At 68.9% G+C, this 21,203-nt stretch carries 23 protein-coding genes; 11 read left to right on the top strand and 12 right to left on the bottom strand.

Annotated features, from left to right (window positions below; genetic code table 11):
• Positions 1-77 precede the first annotated feature (77 nt).
• Positions 78-1,091 (top strand): tyrosine-type recombinase/integrase, encoded by a 1,014-nt coding sequence (locus ACIO3S_RS10775; RefSeq protein ID WP_400462811.1) that lies wholly within the window; start codon positions 78-80, stop codon positions 1,089-1,091.
• A gap of 71 nt (positions 1,092-1,162) precedes the next feature.
• Here the strand turns inward: ACIO3S_RS10775 and ACIO3S_RS10770 are convergent, their stop codons facing one another.
• On the bottom strand, positions 1,163-1,765 hold the full coding sequence (locus tag ACIO3S_RS10770; protein WP_400462808.1) for a TetR/AcrR family transcriptional regulator: 603 nt from the start codon (positions 1,763-1,765) through the stop codon (positions 1,163-1,165).
• Between the two features lie 57 nt (positions 1,766-1,822).
• Between ACIO3S_RS10770 and ACIO3S_RS10765 the strand changes: the two genes are divergently transcribed.
• Positions 1,823-2,299, top strand: a complete 477-nt coding sequence (locus tag ACIO3S_RS10765; protein ID WP_400462805.1) for a cupin domain-containing protein — start codon at positions 1,823-1,825, stop codon at positions 2,297-2,299.
• A 26-nt stretch (positions 2,300-2,325) separates the two neighbouring features.
• Here ACIO3S_RS10765 and ACIO3S_RS10760 read toward each other — a convergent pair whose 3' ends face one another.
• On the bottom strand, positions 2,326-3,108 hold the full coding sequence (locus ACIO3S_RS10760; RefSeq protein WP_400462802.1) for a class I SAM-dependent methyltransferase: 783 nt from the start codon (positions 3,106-3,108) through the stop codon (positions 2,326-2,328).
• A gap of 272 nt (positions 3,109-3,380) precedes the next feature.
• Here ACIO3S_RS10760 and ACIO3S_RS10755 point away from each other — a divergent pair, with 272 nt between their 5' ends.
• Positions 3,381-4,649: an FAD-binding oxidoreductase gene (locus ACIO3S_RS10755; RefSeq protein WP_400462799.1), complete on the top strand. Its 1,269-nt coding sequence runs from the start codon at positions 3,381-3,383 to the stop codon at positions 4,647-4,649.
• A gap of 76 nt (positions 4,650-4,725) precedes the next feature.
• On the opposite strand, the gene ACIO3S_RS10750 is transcribed toward ACIO3S_RS10755, so the two are convergent.
• Both ACIO3S_RS10750 and ACIO3S_RS10745 read right to left on the bottom strand, forming a co-directional pair.
• Entirely contained in the window at positions 4,726-5,547 is an 822-nt protein-coding gene (locus ACIO3S_RS10750) for an alpha/beta fold hydrolase (RefSeq protein ID WP_378821091.1), read from the bottom strand.
• A 107-nt stretch (positions 5,548-5,654) separates the two neighbouring features.
• Entirely contained in the window at positions 5,655-6,215 is a 561-nt protein-coding gene (locus ACIO3S_RS10745; RefSeq protein WP_400462796.1) for a TetR/AcrR family transcriptional regulator, read from the bottom strand.
• Between the two features lie 69 nt (positions 6,216-6,284).
• Here ACIO3S_RS10745 and ACIO3S_RS10740 point away from each other — a divergent pair, with 69 nt between their 5' ends.
• Positions 6,285-7,331 (top strand): GlxA family transcriptional regulator, encoded by a 1,047-nt coding sequence (locus tag ACIO3S_RS10740; RefSeq protein ID WP_400462794.1) that lies wholly within the window; start codon positions 6,285-6,287, stop codon positions 7,329-7,331.
• Here the strand turns inward: ACIO3S_RS10740 and ACIO3S_RS10735 are convergent.
• Complete coding sequence (locus tag ACIO3S_RS10735; protein ID WP_350714000.1) at positions 7,254-7,625, bottom strand: hypothetical protein; 372 nt, start codon at positions 7,623-7,625, stop codon at positions 7,254-7,256. The genes ACIO3S_RS10740 and ACIO3S_RS10735 overlap by 78 nt on opposite strands.
• A gap of 118 nt (positions 7,626-7,743) precedes the next feature.
• On the opposite strand from ACIO3S_RS10735, the gene ACIO3S_RS10730 reads away from it, so the two are divergent.
• The 3 genes from ACIO3S_RS10730 to ACIO3S_RS10720 all read left to right on the top strand — a co-directional run bounded on the left by ACIO3S_RS10730 (position 7,744) and on the right by ACIO3S_RS10720 (position 10,168).
• Complete coding sequence (locus tag ACIO3S_RS10730) at positions 7,744-8,265, top strand: pyridoxamine 5'-phosphate oxidase family protein (protein WP_400462791.1); 522 nt, start codon at positions 7,744-7,746, stop codon at positions 8,263-8,265.
• Between the two features lie 12 nt (positions 8,266-8,277).
• A complete protein-coding gene (locus ACIO3S_RS10725; RefSeq protein ID WP_400462789.1) occupies positions 8,278-9,483 on the top strand; it encodes a M20 family metallopeptidase in 1,206 nt (401 codons plus the stop codon).
• Between the two features lie 181 nt (positions 9,484-9,664).
• Positions 9,665-10,168, top strand: a complete 504-nt coding sequence (locus ACIO3S_RS10720; RefSeq protein WP_400462786.1) for a hypothetical protein — start codon at positions 9,665-9,667, stop codon at positions 10,166-10,168.
• A 21-nt stretch (positions 10,169-10,189) separates the two neighbouring features.
• Here ACIO3S_RS10720 and ACIO3S_RS10715 read toward each other — a convergent pair whose 3' ends face one another.
• The 5 genes from ACIO3S_RS10715 to ACIO3S_RS10695 all read right to left on the bottom strand — a co-directional run bounded on the left by ACIO3S_RS10715 (position 10,190) and on the right by ACIO3S_RS10695 (position 13,483).
• Positions 10,190-10,702, bottom strand: coding sequence for a hypothetical protein (locus ACIO3S_RS10715; RefSeq protein WP_160023580.1), 513 nt, complete (start codon positions 10,700-10,702; stop codon positions 10,190-10,192).
• Positions 10,703-10,794: 92 nt separating this feature from the next.
• Positions 10,795-11,061 carry a DUF202 domain-containing protein gene (locus ACIO3S_RS10710; protein WP_400462783.1) on the bottom strand — a complete coding sequence of 89 codons (267 nt, stop codon included), beginning with the start codon at positions 11,059-11,061 and terminating at the stop codon, positions 10,795-10,797.
• Between the two features lie 11 nt (positions 11,062-11,072).
• Positions 11,073-11,441: a YidH family protein gene (locus ACIO3S_RS10705; protein ID WP_400462780.1), complete on the bottom strand. Its 369-nt coding sequence runs from the start codon at positions 11,439-11,441 to the stop codon at positions 11,073-11,075.
• Complete coding sequence (locus ACIO3S_RS10700) at positions 11,438-12,763, bottom strand: MFS transporter (RefSeq protein WP_400462777.1); 1,326 nt, start codon at positions 12,761-12,763, stop codon at positions 11,438-11,440. The genes ACIO3S_RS10705 and ACIO3S_RS10700 overlap by 4 nt, the downstream gene beginning before the upstream one ends.
• 114 nt (positions 12,764-12,877) lie before the next feature.
• Entirely contained in the window at positions 12,878-13,483 is a 606-nt protein-coding gene (locus ACIO3S_RS10695) for a TetR/AcrR family transcriptional regulator (protein WP_400462774.1), read from the bottom strand.
• A gap of 109 nt (positions 13,484-13,592) precedes the next feature.
• Between ACIO3S_RS10695 and ACIO3S_RS10690 the strand changes: the two genes are divergently transcribed.
• The 4 genes from ACIO3S_RS10690 to ACIO3S_RS10675 are packed head-to-tail and all read left to right on the top strand — an operon-like array spanning position 13,593 to position 19,657.
• Entirely contained in the window at positions 13,593-15,158 is a 1,566-nt protein-coding gene (locus ACIO3S_RS10690; protein WP_400462771.1) for a class I adenylate-forming enzyme family protein, read from the top strand.
• Position 15,159: 1 nt separating this feature from the next.
• On the top strand, positions 15,160-16,344 hold the full coding sequence (locus ACIO3S_RS10685) for an acyl-CoA dehydrogenase family protein (protein WP_400462768.1): 1,185 nt from the start codon (positions 15,160-15,162) through the stop codon (positions 16,342-16,344).
• Positions 16,344-18,164 (top strand): alkyl/aryl-sulfatase, encoded by a 1,821-nt coding sequence (locus tag ACIO3S_RS10680; protein WP_400462766.1) that lies wholly within the window; start codon positions 16,344-16,346, stop codon positions 18,162-18,164. Before ACIO3S_RS10685 ends, ACIO3S_RS10680 begins: the two co-directional genes overlap by 1 nt.
• Positions 18,161-19,657 carry an acyl-CoA carboxylase subunit beta gene (locus ACIO3S_RS10675; protein ID WP_400462763.1) on the top strand — a complete coding sequence of 499 codons (1,497 nt, stop codon included), beginning with the start codon at positions 18,161-18,163 and terminating at the stop codon, positions 19,655-19,657. Before ACIO3S_RS10680 ends, ACIO3S_RS10675 begins: the two co-directional genes overlap by 4 nt.
• On the opposite strand, the gene ACIO3S_RS10670 is transcribed toward ACIO3S_RS10675, so the two are convergent.
• Together ACIO3S_RS10670 and ACIO3S_RS10665 are read right to left on the bottom strand one after the other, a co-directional pair.
• The gene (locus ACIO3S_RS10670; protein WP_400462760.1) at positions 19,654-20,157 is read right to left on the bottom strand and encodes a DUF5994 family protein; all 504 of its coding nucleotides are present in this window, start codon (positions 20,155-20,157) and stop codon (positions 19,654-19,656) included. The two genes, ACIO3S_RS10675 and ACIO3S_RS10670, sit on opposite strands and share 4 nt — an antisense overlap.
• 96 nt (positions 20,158-20,253) lie before the next feature.
• Entirely contained in the window at positions 20,254-21,132 is an 879-nt protein-coding gene (locus tag ACIO3S_RS10665) for an LLM class F420-dependent oxidoreductase (protein WP_400462757.1), read from the bottom strand.
• Positions 21,133-21,203: the final 71 nt, after the last annotated feature.

Raw genomic sequence — 21,203 nt, 5'->3', positions numbered from 1 at the left:
GTCTGCCACCTTTCCGGATTTCTGCGATAGTACCCCCTATCGCAGAAATGTTCGAAAAGACTGTATTATCGGGAGATGTGAGCGTACCTGACGATGGTGTGATGTTCGGCGATGTCGTCGAGGACTTCTTGACCGACCGCGCCACACTCACGCGCCGCGGGCTCAACGACAAGTCTCGCAACGCCTACCGGCAGGACATCGCCGCCTGGGCGCGGCAGCTGCATGTCGACGCGGGTGGCGAGCCTGATGCCGACGTGCTGGCGCTGGTCCCGATCTCGGCGCTGACCGACCAGAACGTACGCATCGCCTACAGGTCCCTGCGGGAGGGCTCGGCCGCGGCCACCTGTCAGCGCCGCGTCGGGACGCTGCGGCTCTTCACCCACTGGCTGCAGCTCGAGGGACACCTCCAGGTGGATCCCACGCTGCGTATCGAGGCACCTGAGCGACCCAGCAGGCTGCCGGCGGGCTGGAGCGTCGACGAGCTCCGCCGCCTGGCGCGGGTCGCTTCGACCCCGCGCGAAGGCACCGACCGGCGCCGCTGGCCTGCTCGAGACCGGGCGATCTTCGCGGTGCTGGTCACCACCGGCGTACGTGCCGCAGAGCTGTGCGGTCTCACCATCGGCTCCATCCGGCGCGAGCCCGACGGCGAGACGCTGGTGCGGGTCATCGGCAAGGGCGACAAGCAGCGCAACCTGCCGCTGCCGCCCGAGGCCGTGGATGCGGTCGACGCCTACCTGGCCGAGCTGGAGGCCCGTTTCGGGGCTCGCGACACGGCCGACCACCTGTTCGTGCTGACCTCGGGCAAACAGCTGCGTCCTGGCGCGCTCAACCATCTGGTCGAGACCTGGATCCGCCTCGCCGGCGTCCCGAAGCAGCCTGGCGAGGCCGCACATGCGTTCCGGCACAGCGCCGCCAAGGGACTGATCCGTTCCGGCGTACCGGTGCCTGCCGTGCAGGGGCTGCTCGGTCACGAAGACCTCAAGACGACCGGGATCTACGTCAAGGCGACCGCCGCCGACACGCGCGACGCCGTCCTGCTCTCACCAGCGCGTGAGGTGCTGCGTGAGACCGCTGAGCCATTCGAGCAGTAAGCGTTACGGCTTCAGCTCGGACGACGGAAATCCGTGACATCCGGCAGTTGTTCGAACCGGCCGACACGCAGTCACGCCGGCGGTGGGTCCTCCATAGTCCGGGCGAGCAGTGCACGAGCCATCCACAACTGCAGGTCCCGGACGTCATCCGGATCCAGGTGCGCGATGTCGCGGAGCCAGACCCGCGTCTCGATGCCGCACACACTGCGGATCGCCACCGCGAGCCGATGGGCGGCTTCCTCCCCGAGATCCGCTCGGACCGGGTCGAGCGCCTCCTCCAGCCACCCGATCGCCCGGCCTTGACGCAACGGCAGCTCGTGCGGCGCTTCCCCGAGCGAGAGCCGCAGCATGGCGCGCTGCTGGTGCTCGGTGCGTTCGATGGTGTCGATGAGCGCGGTCACCACGGCGTCGACCCGGGCGTCGACACCCTCCGGCGCGGGATCGGGCAGCAGTGACGCAGCCGCCGTCTCCGGGAAGGCCGCGGCAAGGAGGTCGGCCTGCGTCGGGAAGTACCGGTACGCCGTCGTCCGGGATATGCCTGACTCTTTGGCGACGTCCTCGACGCGAGGAGTGTCACCACTCTCGATGAGCCTGCGCGCCGTCGCAAGGAGGTGCTCACGGGTGCGCTGCTTCTGGTTGCTACGGCCGGTTGCGAGGTAGCTGTTGGTTGACACAATCCATATGGTATGGCAGTTTCATTATAGGATTCAAGTCCCATAAAGGAGTACGACATGAACGGACAGATCGCAGTGGCACCGGTGGTACGTCACGCGGGTGAGGGCGAGAAGCTCTGGTTCGCCGGAGGTGGCATCTGGACCTGGAAGACCTCCGGCGCCGACCCCGGCGAAGGACTGAGCGTGGTCGAGATCGAGATGAACGCAGGCAAGGTGACACCGATGCACACGCACCCGGTCGCCGAGTCGCTCTGGGTCCTCGAGGGCCAGCTGCGCTACCGCATCGACACTGACGACGTCGAGCTCGACACCGGCGACTTCGTGATGGTGCCCCGCGACGTGCCGCACGCCTTCATGGTGCTGAGCGACGTGGCCCGAGTGCTGGCGCTGCAGCCGTCGGACGCGTGCGAGGCGTTCTATCGCGGCGCCTCCGAGCCGCTCGAAGGGTCTGCCCGCGTGACCGACTTCGGCCGGATCGCACGGAGCGGGGAACTCAACGGCGGCATCACCATCGTCGGGCCGCCGCCGTTCTGATCAGAGTTGCCGACACGAGCAATCAGTCACATAGATGGCTTGACCGCACGGGTCGCGATATAGGCGGGGAAGTGCTGCGCCGTGACGTCTGCGTGGTGCGGCGCTTCGCTGAGATGCGTCAGGATGAACCCGGCCGCCAGCTGCCCGCCGATCTGTTCGGTCAAGGAGTGGCTGTACTCGATCGGACCGCTTCCGTAGGCGCGCATCCGGTCGGCCTCCGAGAGATCGAGCGAGCTGAACGGCAGCCGGTGACGCACCACCAGCTCCTGCCGGTCGAGCGCCACCTCGTCGAAGATGTAGACGTCCGGGTTCATGAAGCCGACCATGAGCGTCCCGCCGGGGCGCAGCACCCGGAACGTTTCCTCCCACACCGGCGTCAGGTCGGGACAGAACACGTTCGACACCGGGTTGACGATGACGTCGAAGCTGGCGTCGTCGAAGGCGCCGAGGTCGCGCATGTCGCCGAGCACGGTGCGAAGCTCCAGCCGGTCACGAGCGGCCACCTCGTCGTCACGGGCCAGCTGCTTGGGCGAGTTGTCGAAGACGGTCACCTCGGCGCCCGCTGCCGCGAGGACGGGGCCTTGCTGGCCACCGCCGGACGCAAGGCAGAGCACCCTGGCACCGGACAGCTCGGATGGAAACCAATCACGCGGAATCGGCTCGTGGCCGATCAGAACCACGGACCAGTCGCCTTGACGTGCCTTCGCAGTGACCTCGGGGCCAACCGGCCGGGACCATTCGTTGTCGTTGTCGACGAGCTCGTCCCACGCGACGCGGTTGTGCGCGGTCGGGTCGAAGTCTTCTGTCACAGCAGCGAACCCTAGCCGCTCAGGCCCTGCTTCAGCGGTTGGATAATTCGCCGATAATGCACATTATGTCAAGTTACGCCTTCTCGAGTCCCCTCTCGCGATAGCCCCCATGTACCGGAACTCGATGACGTGGCGTCGTCGGACAGGTTGCCGCCATCACCGCGGATGACGCTGGCGTCATGACATCCATCAACGAACTTCGCAAACAAGTGTCGCGGGTCATCGCGCCCGACGATCCAGACTACGAAACGGCTCGAGCCGTGTGGAACGGAATGATCGACCGTCGTCCGGCCGCTGTCGTGCCGGCCGCCGACGTCAACGACGTCATCGCCGCAGTGAACTTCGCTCGCGACGCCGGCCTGCCGCTGGCCGTGCGTGGAGGCGGGCACAGCGCACCCGGTTACGGGACGATCGATGACGGCGTGGTGATCGACCTGTTCCCCATGCGTTCCGTCGAGGTCGATACCGACGCCCGAACTGCTCGCGTGGGTGGCGGGGCGACCCTGGCCGACCTCAACGAAGCCACCCACGCGCACGGCCTCGCCACGCCGGGCGGGATCGTCTCGACGACCGGCGTCGGCGGCCTCACGCTCGGCGGCGGCATCGGCTACCTCACCCGTGGTTTCGGTCTCTCGATCGACAACCTTCGATCGGCCGACGTCATCACCGCGGACGGGCAGCTCCGTCGCGCCAGTGAGTCGGAGAACGCCGACCTGTTCTGGGCGCTCCGTGGAGGCAGCGGCAACTTCGGGGTGGTCACGAGCTTCGAGTTCGACCTGCATCCGGTGGACGAGGTCGTCGTCGGACTCTTCTTCTACGAGCTGGAGCACGCCGGGGACCTGCTGCGCTTCTTCCGCACCTGGATCACCGACGCGGACGAGCGCTACGGCGCCTTCCCGGCCTTCCAGGTGGCCCCTCCCCTCCCCTTCCTTCCGGAGGACCGCCACGGCGACACGTTCTGCGCGGCCGTCGTCCACTGGAGCGGTCCGGTCGATGAGGGCGAGGCGGCGATGCAGCCGTTCCGCGACCTCGCGCCGCGCGTCGGCGAGATGGTGTCGCCCATGCCGTATCCGTGGCTCAACAGTGCGTTCGACGACCTCTTCCCCCGTGGCGTACGCAGCTACTGGAAGGGCAACTACGTCACCGAGCTGACCGATGAAGCGATCGAGGTGCACCTGGCCCACGGCCCGAAGGCGCCGAACGCGAGCTCGACGATGCACCTGTACCCGATCAACGGTGCGGCCTCCCGTGTCGGCGCGACGGACACCGCGTTCTCCTACCGGCACGCGACGTTCTCGACGGTCATCGTCTCCGCCTGGCCGGACGCCTCCGACGACGCCGCCAACATCGCGTGGGTCCGCGACTACGCCGCCGCGCTCACGCCGCACTCCGAGGCGGGCGGGTACGTGAACTTCATGTCCGACGACGACCAGGGCCGCGTCACCGACACCTACGGCGACAACTACGCGCGACTCAGGAAGGTCAAGCAGGCCTACGACCCGGAGAACCTGTTCAGCCACAACCAGAACATCACGCCCTGACGACGCCGGTTCGCCGGCGCCAGGTCGTGGCGCGGGACCACGCGAGGCGGTACCGCGCCACGGAGTCGCTACGCGCTCACTTCTTGATGAAGTCGAGGATGTCCTGGATCAGCTCCTGCTGGTAGGCGCCGAAGATCCCGTGCGGAGCGCCCGGGTAGACCTTGAGCGTGCCGTCCTTGACCAGCTCGATCGACTTCAGCGCCGCGTTGCCGATCGGCACGATCTGGTCGTCGTCGCCGTGCGCGATGAAGATCGGCACGTCGAGGGCCTTCAGGTCCTCGGTGAAGTCGGTCGCCGAGAAGGCCGCGACACACTCGTACGCTGCCTGGATCCCGGCGAGCATCCCCTGGCGCCAGAAGTCGTCGATCGCGCCCTGCGACGTCTCGACGCCGTCACGGTTGAACCCGAAGAACGACGGCGCGAGCTCGCGGTAGAAGTTCGAGCGGTCGGCGAGCACGCCGGCCCGGATCCCGTCGAAGACGTCGATCGGAAGCCCGTCGGGGTACGCCTCGGTCTGGAGCATGATCGGCGGGACCGCGCCGATCGTGACGACCTTGGCGACGCGTCCGTTCCCGTGCTGAGCCGCGCAGCGGACGACCTCTCCCCCGCCGGTCGAGTGGCCGACGAAGACCGCGTCGCGCAGGTCAAGATGCTCGACGAGCTCGGCGAGGTCGCGCGCGTAGGTGTCCATGTCGTTGCCCTGCCAGGGCTGGGCGGACTTCCCGTGGCCGCGGCGGTCGTGGGCGATCACCCGGTAGCCGGCGTCGGCGAGCGTCTTGCGCTCGAGCGACCAGGCGTCCGAGCTGAGGGGCCAGCCGTGGCTGAACACGATCGGCTGACCGGTCCCCCAGTCTGAGTAGTGGATGTCGGTGCCGTCGGACGTGGTGAAGAAGGGCATGGTGCTCCTGTTGGATCGGTTCAGCGAGGACTTCACCATCGTCGCCGTCCTCACCGCGCCGGGTCGCCTGCCGGATCGGCCGCGAATCCCTCGGAATCGGACGCGCGTCAGGCCAGGGCGAGCCGGTCGACGTAGGCGTTCGCCGACTCGCGCAGCTCTCGCCGCGACGTCGCCGTGGCCCCGGCCTGGATCAGCGCCTGCGAGAAGAGCAGGATCTCGTGCGCAAGCGTGCCCGCTCCGGTGCCGGTTCCGATGCGGGCCGCGATCCGCTCCTCCATCGCATCGAGGGTCCGCCTGCAGATGCCGACCACCTCGGGATCGCGGTCGGCGAGCTCTGCCAGAGAGCGCACCATGAGGCAGCCGAGTCGCCGCGGATCTGCTGTGCAGTCGTCTGCGATGCAGAGAAGATAGCGGCGTACGGCTTCACGGGCTCCGTCCTCCCCTGCCAGGGCGTCGGCCGTCAGGGTGATCCGGCCGCCGCAGTACGCCTCGAGTGCTGCGAGGAAAAGGCCGCGCTTGCTCCCGAACGCCGCGTAGATGCTGCCGTTGCCCGCGCCGGTGTGCTCGGCGAGGTCATGCATGGAGGTTCGCTCGTAGCCATGCTCACGGAACACGTCGAGCGCTGCGTCACGTACCGCCGTGACTGAGATCTCCCGAGGTCTGGCCATCCCCCGAATCTACCGGTCTTCATGACCACAGTTATGGAATACTCAATCCACAACTACGAGAGGATGTCGATGGCTGGTACGAGGCGACGGATCGGGTTCCTCCTGTTCGACGGCGTGAAGGCGCTGGACTATGTCGGTCCCGCCGAGGTCTTCGTGGAGGCCAACCAGGCGACAGAGGCCTACGAGGTCGTCCTGCTCTCGCCTTCGGGCGCCGCGGTGACCTCGTCGATCGGCGGCGGTATCGCCGTGAGTGCTGCCGCAGCCGACGCCCCGCCGCTCGACACGCTCATCGTCCCGGGCAGCGAGCGTGCGCCGTCGGACTTCGTGACCGACGAGCTGCTCACCGCTGCGCAGACCCTGGCCGTCCGGGCCAGACGAGTCGTGTCGATCTGCAGCGGGGCGTTCGTCCTCGCTGAGCTCGGCCTGCTGGACGGGCGCAGCGCGACCACCCACTGGAAGTTCACCGACGACCTGGCACGCCGGTTCCCCCTCGTCGACGTACAGCCGGACCGCATCTTCGTACGTGACCGCCACGTCGCGACGTCCGCCGGCGTCGCTGCCGGCATCGACCTTGCGCTGGCCCTGGTCGAGGACGACCTCGGCGTGGCAACCGCCCGGCGGGCCGCGCAGGGGCTCCTCGTCTACCTGCGGCGCTCGGGCGGACAGACCCAGTTCTCCGCTCCCCTGCGCGCTGTCGCGGTGCCCGAAAGCCCGGTGCGCGTCATCACCGAGCTCATCGCACAGGACCCGTCGTACCGGCACAGCGTCATCTCACTGGCGCGTCACGTCAACATCAGCCCGCGCCACCTCACGCGCCTCTTCCAGGACGAGGTCGGGATGAGCCCTGCCGAGTACGCAGCGAGCGTACGTTTCGATCTGGCGCGGAGCTGGCTGGAGGCCGGCCGCTCGGTGGCGCAGGCGGCGTCCGATGCCGGGTTCTCGAGCGCCGAGGCCCTCCGCCGCACCTTCGTCGCCCGCCTGGGCGTCTCACCCTCGGCCTACCGCCGCGGCATCCGCACCCAGATCGATGTCGCCACGTCAGGGCCGACGACTCTCACCTTCGCGCAGAGCAAGGATCGTGCGGGCGTCGGCGGCCGTGGCGACCGCCAGCGCTGATGCCGCGATCTTCGGCCCGATGGTGCCCTCGCTGCGGGCGAGGCTCACGCAGTACGCCGCGATCGCCACGTTGAGCCCGGCCCGAGCAGCCATCCACGGCAGTCTGCGCCGACCCGCCAGCAACCCGGGCACGAGCGCCAGGTCCGCGACACCGATCGCTCGCAGCGCCGTGGGGTGGTCGCCGAGCTTCAGCGCCCGGCCCACCCGCTCCGGCGCGAGGAGTATCGCTGCCCCGATCGGCAGCGTGGCGAGTCCGACGAAGGCGGCCGAGCGCCGCGCACTCTCGTGGTCCATGAGCACCATCTTGTCCGACGGCCGGTGATCTCCCGCGGAGGATGTAGAGAACACGCGAACGTCTCCGTTCATGGAGTGAATGCGACCAGCCGAGGTCGCCACATCCGAGGAGAAGCAGATGTCGAACACCATGCAGCCCGCCGAGATCGACGAGGTCCTCAGCCGCCCGTTGAGCCAGGATCTCCTCGCGCGTGACCTGACCCGACTGGCGTACGTCGCCAAGGACGGCACGCCGAGAAACGTCCCGATCGGGTTCACCTGGAACGGCTCAGAGGTCGTCATGTGCACCACGCCCAACTCCCCCAAGCTCATCTCGCTGCGCCACAACCCGGTGGTCGCGCTGACCATCGACACCGAGGCGCACCCGCCCAAGATCCTGTTCATCCGTGGCACGGTCGAGCTCGACCTCGTCGACGGAATTCCCTGGGAGTACCTCCAGATGAACGGCTCCTACGAGATGTCGGCCGAGCAGCGGGTCGCCTGGGAGGCCGAGGTCCGCTCGCTGTACGACAGCATGGTCCGGATCGTCGTCACCCCGACCTGGGCGAAGCTGATCGACTTCGAGACCACACTTCCGACCCAGGTCGAGGAGCTTGTCCAGCAACGCGCTGAGCGGGAGGCCGCCGGGCGCCCGCTCTGATAGTTTCTGGACATGATGTCCAGCAATCCCGGATTCGTGTCTCGGTTCATCACGTCCGCCGAGGCGCTCGTTCCCGACCTGGTCGAGCTCCGTCGGAGCATCCATGCCCAACCAGAGCTCGGACTCGACCTGCCGGGCACCCAGCGCCGAGTACTCGAGGCGTTGTCCGGTCTGGACCTGGAGATCACCGAAGGACGATCACTTTCGTCCGTCACCGCCGTGCTGCGCGGCGGGCTGCCCGGTCCGACCGTGCTGCTGCGCGCCGACATGGATGCGCTGCCGATCACGGAGGCGGTCGACGTTCCGTACCGGTCCAGCAACGGCGCGATGCACGCATGTGGGCACGATCTGCATGTCGCCGGCCTGGTCGGCGCGGCCCGGCTGCTCGCCGAGAACCGCGCTGACCTCGCCGGAAACGTCATCCTGATGTTCCAGCCGGGCGAAGAGGGGCACGGCGGTGCGAAGCTGATGATCGATGAAGGCGTGCTCGACGCCACCGGCGACCGGCCAGTGGCTGCGTACGCGATCCATGTCGGCAACGCGCCGCGCGGGATCTTCCTCACCCGGCCGGGCACGGTGACGACGAGCTCGACGCATCTGACGATCGACCTCGTAGGTCGTGGCGGGCACGGTTCGCGCCCCCATGAGGCGCTCGACCCGGTCCCCGTCGCGGCCGAGATCGTGCTGGCCCTGCAGACCTACACCGCGCGCCGCTTCGACTCCTTCGACCCGGTCGTCATCTCGGTGACCAACCTGACCGCGGGCACCGGAGCAGACAACGTGATCCCCGAGTCGGTCCAGCTCACGGGCACCGTACGCACCGTCGACCCGAACACACTGTCCAGGATCGAGCGAGAGCTCCCTCAGCTCATCGAGGGCATCGGGGCCGCGCACGGGCTGGAGGCGACGGTCGCGCTCGAAACCGGCTATCCGAGCGTCATCAACGACGAGGCGGTCACCCGACGTGCGATGGAGACGCTGCGTAGCGCCTTCGAGCCGCGCGTCGTCGAGGTGCCACGACCGACGATGGGGGCCGAGGACTTCTCGTTCGTCAGCCAGCGAGTCCCGACCACGATGGTGCTGCTGGGCGCCGCGCCGAGCGCGGATGCGGCTCCCAACCACTCCCCTGACGCCGCCTTCGACGACAGCATCCTCGGCGACCAGGCGGCGGCACTCGCACTGCTCACGATCGACACTCTGGCCGCCGAGCAACCGTGACGATCGTTCCTACGACTGGACCGATGCGATCACGCGCGTTTAAGTGCATTCAACTGCCTTTGCTGCCGCCTTAGGCACGATGAGCCGAGTGGGCTATGGATGCATGCTGAATCGACGTGCCAGACTCCACATCATCCGGGCGGCTGCGCCCAAGTACACGTCATCTACGGGGGACATGAGCATGCGCATCCACAGCATCTTCACCGCGATCGCCGCCGCCGCTTCTGCGACGGTCCTGGCCGCTGCACCGGCCCTCGCGGGCGGCAGCCCGCACTTCATCAAGCACCTGACCAAGGTCACCGACGCGGATCTGTCCTCCGTCACCGTCGCCTTCAAGGAGGCCGGCCTCGAGAGCGGTGCGGTCGAGACGATCACCGTCACCGCTCACCTCGACGCGACCTATCAGTGCGTCAACCGAGGTGGCCACAACCCGGACGACCCGAAGAAGACCGTGATCAGCGGTGACTACTCGAAGTCCGGAGAGTTCAAGGCTGCCAGGAACGGCAACGTGACCGGCTCCTTGACGGTGACCGCACCCGCGCCCAGCACCGTTCTCGACTGCCCCAACGGACAGAAGGCAGTGCACACGGTGTCGACGTGGTCGAACATCTCGGTCACCGACGAGGACACCCTGGCGACCATCACTGTCCCGGGCACCTACTCCTTCGGCAAGCTGGTCGACTGACGACCCGCTTCATGACACGTCTCAGCCCTTGTCGGGACCGTTGGCGCGTACTCGCTCGACGTTGACCAGCGACTGCTGGAGCTCCTCGAGCCACTCGCTCGAGTGCTGCTGGACGAGCTTCACGCACCAGCCGAGCGCGTCGCTCCGACTCCGGGCGACGCCGCCGGAGACGAGCAGGTCGAGGACCGCGCGCTCGGGCTGACGCAGCCGGGTCATCACCGGCGCGGAGACGGTGGTGAACATGTGCCGCTCTCCCCCGACCTCCACACCCCAGGAGACCTTCCGGTCGAATCGCCGCTCGGCCTGCCGCGCGACGGCCATCCGGTCCTCACGGGTGCGCTCACGGAACTCGCTCGCCCGCCCTTCGTAGGCCGCAGCCTTCTCCTCGTCCGAAGCGCCCTCGGCTGTCTTCGGCTCCTTGATCCTTCCGACGACGGTGATCTCCTCGCGGTCGACCACGACATCGACGATCTCGTCGTACACACCATCGGGCAGTCGTCCGGTAAACCACCCGCGCAACTCAGTTGTAAGCATGTAATCATGCTTACTCGCTTGCGCCGGGAAATCAAGGGACCCTCAGGACGGGGCGACATTCCGGTTCACACGGGCCGTCGCGATCCTGGACCTCACCCGACGATCCCGATCGTCTCGGTCACGGCGATCGCGCCCGCGACCGCTGCCGTGACCCCGACCCGACGGCGACCGATGAGCAGGAAGACGGCCAGTGCGGCCACCAGCGCCGCACTGCCGACCCGCAACCACGGGCTGTCGCCGGTCAGCGGATGGCGGACCACCACGAGCGCGGCGACGACCAGAGCCAGATGCGTACGCCGCCAGGCGAGCTCGGTCCGCTCGGGCTGCAGCCCGGGGTCGCCCACGCCGGCCCTGTTCACGTCGGCCCCGCTCACACCAGCAGGGCCATCGAGACGAGCGCGACCGAGCCGAGCACGCCGAAGACCAGCGGAAGCGGTGCTCGGCGGGTCGGCAGGGCGTCCCGCCGGCGGATCGCCCGCTCGCTGCGCACCCAGCTCCACCAGGACCACGCCGCGCACGCGGCAGCGAGGATCGCGAGGCTGAGCGGAGCGAGCACGGCCAGGGCCGTGTCGCCGCCCACCTCGAGAGTGTCGACCGCGACCGCGACGGCGAGGAACGCCAGCGAGGTGCGGATCCAGGCCAGGAACGTACGTTCGTTGGCCAGCGTGAACCTGACGTCGGGCTCATCGGTCGAGCTGTAGAGCCAGCTGTCCAGCCGACCTCGGCGTTCGCGGGTCACGAGGCAGGCTGCGTGACGGCCCCGGCGTCGGCGTCCGCGTCGGTCCGGGAGTGGCGACCGGTCGCGCCGGGAACGAGTGCCGCGGTGATGGTGAACAGGACCGTCGCGACCCAGGCGATCGTCATCCAGCGCTCCCAGCCGCCCGTCGCCTCGACCACGCGCGGCGCGAAGAGCACCGTTGCCAGGATGAAGGTGCGGTTGAGCAGGTGGTTGAGACCAAAGGCCCGGCCCTGGATGTCGGGGTGGATCTCCTCGACGTGCTCGGAGAAGCTCGCCATCCACGGTCCGAAGATCGCCGCCAGGGCGACGCCGATGCCGACGAAGAGGACGATCACCATGCTCGAAGACGCCCCGCTCCCCTGGTCCATGAGCGCCAGGAAGACACCGAGGAAGATCGCCGCGGCGAACCCGCCGCCGACCATGAAGGACTTGCGGCGTTGCGTACGGTCCGAGAGGCGAGCGAAGACCAGGCTCAACGCGAGGTTGCTCAGCCAGAAGACCATCGTCATCGCCGAGGCGGCACGGACCGAGACGCCGAACTGCTGGACGAGCATCGTCTGGGCGTAGGCGTTCATGGTGGCGAGCAGGACGTAGAGGAACGACATCGCGAGCACATGCGTCCAGAAGGCGCGGCGGGCGAGGAGGAAGAGCAGACCCGCCCTCCTCGGGGGCACCTCGACGGTGTGGGCCTCGTGCTCGGTGAGGCGTACGGCGCGGCGAACCTCGGGTGCCAGGTCGCGCAGGGTGAGGGCGACCACGATGGCACCGACGAGAGCCGCGCCGGCCATGATGAACAGCTGCGAGCGCCACTGGTTGCCGAAGACACCCAGCGTCGCCGAGGCCACCGCGGCGGCAAAGAAGTTCGCACCGACCGAACCCCAGCTCCAGAACGCGAACGCCTGCGCCCGGCCCATCCGCGGGGTGAAGTCGCGGATCAGTGGCTGGGTGCCGGCGACGGCGACGCCCTCGACGAACGCGAGCACGATCCTGGCGAGCGCGAAGTGGCCCACCGAGTCCGCAGTCGCCATGAACAGGCAGGCGGCGGCGGAGAGGAACATGAACGGGACCAGGATCCGCACCCGGCCGACGCGGTCGGCGAGCTCGCCGCCGAGGTAGCCGGCGAGGGCTCCGAAGATCAGCGACGCGGCCGTGATGAGGCCGTACGTCTTGAGCGACATCCCGAGGTCGTCGAGCAGCAACGGCAGAACCGGGGCCAGCTGGCCCTCGAACGCCGAGATGAACAGGGCGAGCACGACGACAGCCAGCAGCACGCGACGGCGCGCTCCGACTGGGTACTCGGTGAGCAGGGTGCGGTAGGACACGGAGATCCGCCCTTCAAGATATTAGACAGAGCGTCTAGTAACGGTCATCACGTCCGACTCTAAGGTCAGTGACCCGCGCCACACAAGACACCCTGTCCAATTCGGCGCCGCGAGTCAGCGTGTGTCGGGGTCGAATCCCGTCGCCCAGAAGCGGCCGCGGCGCGAGAGCTCGACGAGCGTCTCGACGACCTGGTCGGTGGCCGGCCGCGGCTCCGGAGCATCCAGCCACCACAGCAGCACCGCCATCTGCTCACCGACCCACGCCCGCGCCAGCACCTGAAGATCCACCCGCGGGCGCACGGCATGTGCCTTCACCCGGGCCATGAAGGTCTCATGGGCGGTGGCGCTCCAGGCATCCTCGAAGGCCCGCAGGCCGCGGCCGTCGCCTTCGCCCCGCAGGATCATCCGGTACGCATCGGGCTGCTCGGTCGCATGCCGGAAGACCTCGGCCACCGGCTCGCCGGTGAATCCGGCATCCTCCGGCGCCAGCACCTCGGCCAGCCGCTCCTTCAGGTCCAGGAGGACCGAGGAGACCACGTGGTCGTAGAGCGCCTCCTTGTCCTTGAAGTGCGTGTAGAAGGTCGCCCGGCCCACGTCGGCCGCGGCGACGATGTCCTCCACCGTCACCGCGGCGTAGCCACGCTCGAGCACCAGGGAGACGAGCGCATCGCGGAGCGCTCCTCGCGTTCGCCGGCTGCGCCGGTCCTCAACCACGGTCATGGGCACTGTTCTAGCACTTTCCCGAACGACTGGACCGTTTCTGGACATCATGTCTATGATCTCGGTGACCGCGCTCACAGCAGCGACCCCGACCACCAGGAGGGCATCCGTGAATCTCGGCAGCTATCTCACCCGCACCGCGACCTTCACCCCTGACGCCACCGCCCTGGTCTCCGGCACCGACCGATGGACCTACCGCCAGCTCGAGGACGACACCAACCGGCTCGCCGCTGCCCTCATCGCCCGCGGCTGCACGCCGGGCACTCCCGTCGCCACCCTCGCCACCAACCGGGGCGAGCTCGTCGTCGCGGAGATGGCAATCTGCAAGGCGGGCGCCCTCCGCGTGCCGATCAGCGCCCGGCTCGCCGCCGCCGAGGTCGAGCACGTGCTCCTCGACGCGGCCGTGAAGGTCGTCTTCACCGGTGGCGCCCACCTCGAGCTGGTCCGCAAGATCGTCGACGCTCATGGCCTGGACTGCCTGGTCATCGATCTCGACAACGGCACGGCCCCTGCCACAGGCACCATGGCATACGACGTCCTGCTCGCCGAGGGCAGCACCGACCCCGTCGCGGTCGATGTCGACGAGGAGGCTCCGGCGGTCCTCAACTTCACCTCCGGCTCCACCGGGACGCTTAAGGCTGCGGTGCAGACCGTCGGCAACCGGCTGGCCAACATGCGCAAGCTGGCGATGAACCCCTACGGCTCGCTCTCCGCCGAGGCCGTGTACCTCGCCCCCGGACCGATCACCCACGCCAGCGGCATGGTCATCCTCGGCTGCTTCTTCCGCGGCGCGGCCGTGGTCGTGCTGCCGGTCTTCGACACGGAGGCCTACCTCGACACCCTCGAGCGCGAGCGCGTAACGCACACCTTCGTCGTCCCGGTCATGCTCAACCTCGTCCTCGCCTCGCCCACCCTGCGCGAGCGCGAGCTCTCCGCGCTGCAGAGCATCACCGTCGGCGGCGCCCCGGTCAGCCCGGCGCGGCTGCGCGAGGCGGTCGAGGCATTCGGCCCCGTGGTCAACCAGGGCTACGGCCAGGGTGAGACGACGAGCGCGATCACCTTCCTCAGCTCGGAGGACGTCGTACGCGGCATCGAGTCCGACCCGGAGCTGCTGCTCTCCTGCGGCCGCCCGGTCTACGACACCGAGGTGATCGTGGTCGACGAGGACCACAACCCGCTGCCCGCCGGCGAGATCGGCGAGATCGTGGCCCGCGGCCCGGACTGCGTCCGGGAGTACTTCCACGCACCCGAGGCGACTGCGGAGACCTTCCGCGACGGCTGGGTGCACACCGGCGACCTGGGCCGGATCCGCGAGGACGGGTTCGTCTTCATCGTGGACCGGAAGAAGGACATGATCATCTCGGGCGGTTACAACGTCTACTGCTCCGAGGTCGAGGCCGCGCTCTACGAGCACCCGGCCGTCAGCGAGGCCTGCGTCGTCGGCGTACCCAGCGAGAAGTGGGGCGAGACGGTGAAGGCGTACGTCTCGCTCGCCGCCGGCGCCACAGCGACCGAGGAGGAGCTGCGCGACTTCTGCCGCACGCGCCTATCGGGGGTGAAGGTGCCCCGGATCATCGAGTTCGCCGACGCACTCCCCCTCAACCGCAACGGCAAGGTCGACCGTCGGGTGCTGCGCGAGCGCGACTGGGCCGGCACCGAGCGGAAGGTCGGCTGAGATGACGTTCTCCCTCACCCCGTCCTACCCCGACAACCCGCGACTCGACGAGCTGGTGGCCCGGCTGCGCGACTACCTCGACGGTGAGCTCGCCGACTACGAGCGCGACCTCGGCGTGGGCCCGGAGACGCCGTTGGACCGCTCGATGCTGGAGCCGGTCTGGCAGCGCAGCCGCGAGCTCGGCTTCTACGGCATCCACCTACCCGAGTCGCTCGGTGGGCAAGGGCTGAGCTTCACCGAGCTCGCCGCGCTCAAGGAGGAGATCGGCGCGTCCGGTCGCCAGCTCGCCACCAGCGTGCTCGGTGACATGGGCGGACCGCTGCGGGTCGGCGCCATCTTCGAGCACGCGACCGAGCACCAGGTCGAGAAGTACCTGATGCCGGTCGTCCGCGGCGAGCGGGCCTGCTGCTTCTCGATGACCGAGGACGACGCGGGCTCCGACGTACGCCGGATGCGGACCACGGCCACCCCGACCTCGGGCGGCTTCCGGATCAGCGGACGCAAGGTGTTCAGTACCGGTGGCACCTTCGCCGACTTCGCGATCCTGGTCGCCCGGATGGCCGGCGAGGAGGAGTCGTACGCAGCCTTCTTCGTCGACCTCGACTCCCCCGGCTGCCGGGTGCTGCCCGGCGACCTGCCGCTGTCGGGGCAGAACATCGAGAGCGACGTGGTGCTCGAGGACTGCTTCGTGCCGCAGGAGAATCTGCTCGGCGAGGTCGGCCAGGGGCTCCGGATCGCGCTCGGCCGGGTCACCGCCAACCGGTTGCTGCACTGCCCGACCGCGCTCGGTGCCGCCCGCCGCGCGCTCGCGCTGGCGCTCGACTTCGCCGCGCACCGCACCGTCTTCGACGGGCTGCTGTTGGAGAAGCAGGCGATCCAGCACCGGCTCGCCGACATGGCCACCGACTACTATGCCGCTCGGTCGATGACCTATGACGCCCTGGCAGACCTGGATGCCGGCAGGCGACCGCGCATCGAGTCGTTCATGTGCAAGCTGTTCGTGGCCGAGCGGTCCTTCGAGATCGCGGACACAGCGCTGCAGCTGCACGGCAAGGCCGGCATGATCCGGGGCGCGGAGATCGAGGTGATCTGGCGGCGGCTGCGGATGTTCCGGGTGCTGACCGGCTCCTCGGAGATCCAGCGCAACGGCGTCATCCGCGATCTGGTGAAGTCGCTGGGGGCGTGATGACCGACTTCCACCAGGAGGAGGCCGACGCCCGCCGTGGGTTCGTCGCGGCGCTGAAGCCTGGCGTCGTGACCAGGGCCGATGGCACCGTCGCGTTCGACGCGGACGCCACCGCCTTCCTCGACTCGCCCGCGCCGGCGACCGCACACGCTGGGCTGTGGCAGCACAGCCGGCTCACCTCGCTGCAGGGCCTCTTCGAGGTCACCGACGGTATCTACCAGGTCCGCGGCCTCGACCTCGCCAACCTCACGATCGTCGAGGGCGATCGCGGGATCATCGTCATCGACACCCTCACCACGGCCGAGACCGCGAGCGCCGCGCTGGGGCTCTACCGTGAGCACCGCGGGGACCGGCCGGTGACCGGGGTGGTGCTGACCCATCCCCATGCCGACCACTTCGGCGGCATCGGCGCCGTGCTCGCAGCAACCGACGGTGACGTACCTGTCCTGGCACCGGAAGGGTTCCTCGAGCACGCGGTCTCGGAGAACGTCTACGTCGGTCCGGCGATGGGTCGGCGGTCGGGCTTCATGTACGGCAGCCTGCTGCCGGTCGCGCCGGACGGACACGTGGGCTGTGGACTCGGCCCGCGGCTGGCATCCGGGACCATCGGGCTGGCCGCGCCGACCGACTCGATCACCCGCACCGGGGAGACGCGCGTCATCGATGGCGTGGAGATGGAGTTCCAGCTCACGCCGGGCAGCGAGGCGCCGGCGGAGATGAACATCCTCCTCCCCGGACGCAGAGCGCTCTGCCTGGCCGAGAACGCCGTCCACACGCTGCACAACATCGTCACGCTGCGTGGCGCCGAGGTGCGCGACGCCCGCCTGTGGGCGCGCTATCTGACCGAGGCGATCGACCTGTTCGCCTCGCGTTCCGAGGTCGCGTTCGCGACCCATCACTGGCCGACCTGGGGTGCGGAGCGGATCGAGGCGTTCCTCGCGGGGCAGCGCGACGTCTACGCCTACCTGCACGACCAGACCGTACGCCTCATCAACCGCGGTCTGACGCCGAAGGAGATCGCCGAGGAGCTGGTCCTGCCGCCGGCCCTCGACGCGCGGCCGTCGACGCGCGGCTACTACGGCTCGCTGAGCCACAACGTGAAGGGCATCTACCAGCGCTATCTGGGCTGGTACGACGCCAACCCGGCCCACCTGTGGGAGCTGCCGCCGAAGGCGGAGGGCGAGCGCTGGGTGCGGCTGCTGGGTGGTGCGGCCGCTTCCGTGGACCACGCCGCGGCGCTCGTCGCCGGCGGAGCGACCGACGACCTGCGGTTCGCTGCCACCCTGCTCAACCATGTGGTCTTCGCCGAGCCGTCGGAGCGTGCTGCGCGGGAGCTGCTGGCCGAGGTCTACACCCGCCTGGGGCGCGGCGCCGAGAACGCCACCTGGCGCAACATCTACCTGACCGGCGCCCGCGAGCTCGTCGACGGCCCGAAAGCGCCGCCCCGCGGTGGTGGGCGCGGGCTGCTGACCGCCCTCACCGTCTCGCAGCTGCTGGACTCCCTGGCGATCCGCGTGGACGGCCCGCGTTCGTGGGACCTCGATCTGCGCATCGACTGGCATCTCACCGACCACGACGGCACGGCTGAGGGTGGCTGGTGGCATGCCCGGCTGCACAACGGTGTGCTCGTGCACCGGCGTGACAGCGCGGCGGACCCGGCTGCCGGCCTCACCCTGACGCTCACCCGTACCCAGCTCGCCGGCCTGTTGGGCAGGCGGAGTCTCGACGGGATCGAGCACTCCGGCGACCTCGGCGTGCTCCAGCGGCTGCTGGGGGTGCTCGAGGCACCCGATCCGGCATTCCCTATCGTGACCGCGTGACCGACGACACACCCGCCACCGGACTGACCGAGCTCCACGCCCGCCGCTTCCTGACGACGGACGCGGCGCGATCCGACAAGGTCGCCCGGTGGCACGCCAAGGGGCGGCGTACGGCTCGGGAGAACATCGCCGATCTGGTCGATCCGGACTCGTTCGTCGAGTACGGGAGGTTCATCACCGCGGCCCAGGAACGCCGCCGTGATCTGGCCGAGCTGGTCGTCGAGACGCCTGCCGACGGGATCGTCGGCGGGACCGCGACCGTTGCCGGGAACCCGTGCGCGGTGCTCTCCTACGACTACCTGGTGATGGCCGGCACCCAAGGCATGCGCGGGCATCGCAAGTCCGACCGGCTGATCGAGGTCATCGGGCGGATGCGGCTGCCGGCGGTCTTCTTCACCGAGGGCGGCGGCGGTCGCCCCGGTGACACGGACATCCCGCTGGTCTCCGCGCTCGACGTCGGCTCGTTCGCGCTCTGGGGTGAGCTCGAGGGCGTCGTACCGCGGATCGCCGTCGTCTCCGGACGGTGCTTCGCCGGCAACGCGGTCCTGGCCGGCTGTGCCGACCTCCGCATCGCCACCCCGGACGCCAACCTCGGCATGGCCGGGCCGGCGATGATCGCCGGCGGCGGGCTCGGCAGCTTCACGCCCGAGGAGATCGGACCGGTCAAGGACCAGACCGCCAACGGCGTCATCGATCTGCTCGTCGAGGACGAGGCGGCAGCCGTCGAGGCGGTACGCAGCATCCTCTCCTACCTCGAGCCGGCCGTCGACGGCGGCGAGGCCGGCGACCAGGCCGATCTGCGGACGCTCCTGCCCCACAACGACCGCGAGGCCTTCGACGTACGTCCGGTCGTCGAGGCCCTCGCCGACATCGACTCGGTGACCTGGCTCCGCGAGGGGTTCGCGCCCGAGCTCGTGACCGCGCTGGCGCGGATCGACGGGATCGCGGTCGGCGTGATCGCCAACCAGTCGACCCATCTTGCCGGAGCGCTCACCAGCGAGGCGTCGGTCAAGACCGCAGACTTCCTCGCACTCTGCGAGCGCTGGGGCCTCCCGGTGGTCTCGCTGGTCGACACTCCGGGGTTCATGGTCGGCCCGGAGGCCGAACGCGGCGGCCTGGTCCGTCACGCGTCCCGGATGGTCGTCGCAGGCGCACAGCTGTCGACCCCGCTGGTCGGAGTGATCCTGCGCCGCGGCTACGGGCTCGGCGCGCAGGCGATGCTCGGCGGCAGCACCCATCGCCCGCTGCTCACCGTCGCCTGGCCCGACGCCCACCTCGGCCCGATGGGCCTGGAGGGTGCGGTACGCCTCTCCATGGCCGCCGAGCTCGCCGAGATGCCCGAGGCCGAGCGTGAGCAGCGGGTCGCCGCACTCACCGAGGAGTACCGCAAGCAGGCCAGCGCGCTCAACGCCGCGCGGATGTTCGAGATCGACGACGTCATCGACCCTGCCGAGACCCGCAGCGTCATCGCCGCCACGCTACGCCGGGCCTAGGACGCTCCGCCGTCGTTGTCCCAGATCTGCTGGCCGATCTGGCTCTGGTCGGGACCATCGAGGCCCAGCAGCTGCGCCGGGCGGTAGGTGTTCCGGTCGTCGGCCGCCTGAGCCATGATCTTCTCGGCGCGCTCGGGGGCGGTGTCGTGAGGCACCACCAGCAGGCGCAGCCGGTCGCCGGTGGCCATCGACAGCACGATGAGGTGGGTGTCGTCGGACGGGAACGAGCCGATCTTCACGATCCCGCGGGCGGCGCGGATCTTGCGGACGCTCGGCGCTCCCGCGACCAAGTCCCAGTCGGGCCGGGAGAACAACAGCCGCGAGATCCGGCCGACGCGGTGGGGAAAGTGATCGATGAGATCGGCGGCCTCGGCCTGAAGGTCCCGCGACTGCGGCCACCAGGCTCCGTCGAGCGGCCCTGACGAGAAACTGTTGTCCAGGCGAATCCGAAGATCGACGCGAACCGCGGTGATGAGTTCTACTGTCGGTGACGTCGTCATGACGCCCACCCTTCGTGCAGCCCTGCGGACTCGACGAGTCCGGCTAGCAGCGTGGTTAGAACAAGTGTACTACGTCCGCAGGCTGAATCCGACTTCCTAGATCTCCTTCAACCGCGGCACCAGGTCGACGAGCGAGGTGGTCCACGGCACCGGGTCGACGTAGGGTGTCGGCATCAGCCCGACCAGCGTGATGCCCAGGGCGGCGTACTCCTCCATCGACTTCAAGAAGGCGTCCGGGTCCTCGACCGAGGGGCCCTGGAAGAGGATCGTCTTCTCGATCGCGTCGTAGTCGGTGCCGAGGTCGTCGCAGTGGCCGCGCAGCACCTCGAGCTTGTGCCGGACGGACTCGACCGCCTCGGGGCCGGGGCCACCGAAGAGGTTGGTGCCCTGTCCGTACTTCGCGACCAGGCGGAGCGTCTTCTTCTCGCCTCCACCGCCGATCAGGACCGGGACCGTGCCGTTGACCGGCTGCGGGAGCGAGATCGTCTCGGCGAGCTGGTAGTGCTTGCCCTCATAGGCCCCGTCGTTCTCCGACCACATCTGGCGGCAGATCTCCAGGGTCTCCTCCAGGCGCTCGAACCGCTCGGCCGTCGACGGGTACGGCACGCCGAGCCCCTGGTGCTCACGCTCGTACCACGCCGCCCCGATGCCCAACAGCGCGCGGCCGCCGGAGAGCCGGTCGAGCGTGGTGACGATCTTCGCGAGCAGCCCCGGATGACGGTAGGTCACGCCCGTGACGAGCAGGCTGAGGCGTACGTTGTCGGTGATCCCGGCCAGGTAGCCCAGCGTGGTGTAGCCCTCGAGCATCGGTTCGAAGGGGCCGCCGGCCTGCTCCATCTGGAACCAGTGGTCCATGACGGTGAGCAGGTCGACGCCGCCCTCGTCTGCGATCCGGGCCGTCTCGGTCAGCTTGTCGGCGAGCGTGGTCTCCCACTCGGGGTGGGTGAACGTGAAGTAGTGGAGTCCAAGATCCATACCTCAGACGCTATGTCTTCGAGCGCGCTCGAAGACAAGGGTGATTTCGTTCAGACCACTCCTACTGGCCC

It is taken from the genome of Nocardioides sp. NPDC087217 (assembly GCF_044744805.1).
Taxonomy (GTDB): domain Bacteria; phylum Actinomycetota; class Actinomycetes; order Propionibacteriales; family Nocardioidaceae; genus Nocardioides.
This window is presented reverse-complemented; position numbering and strand designations above follow the sequence as displayed.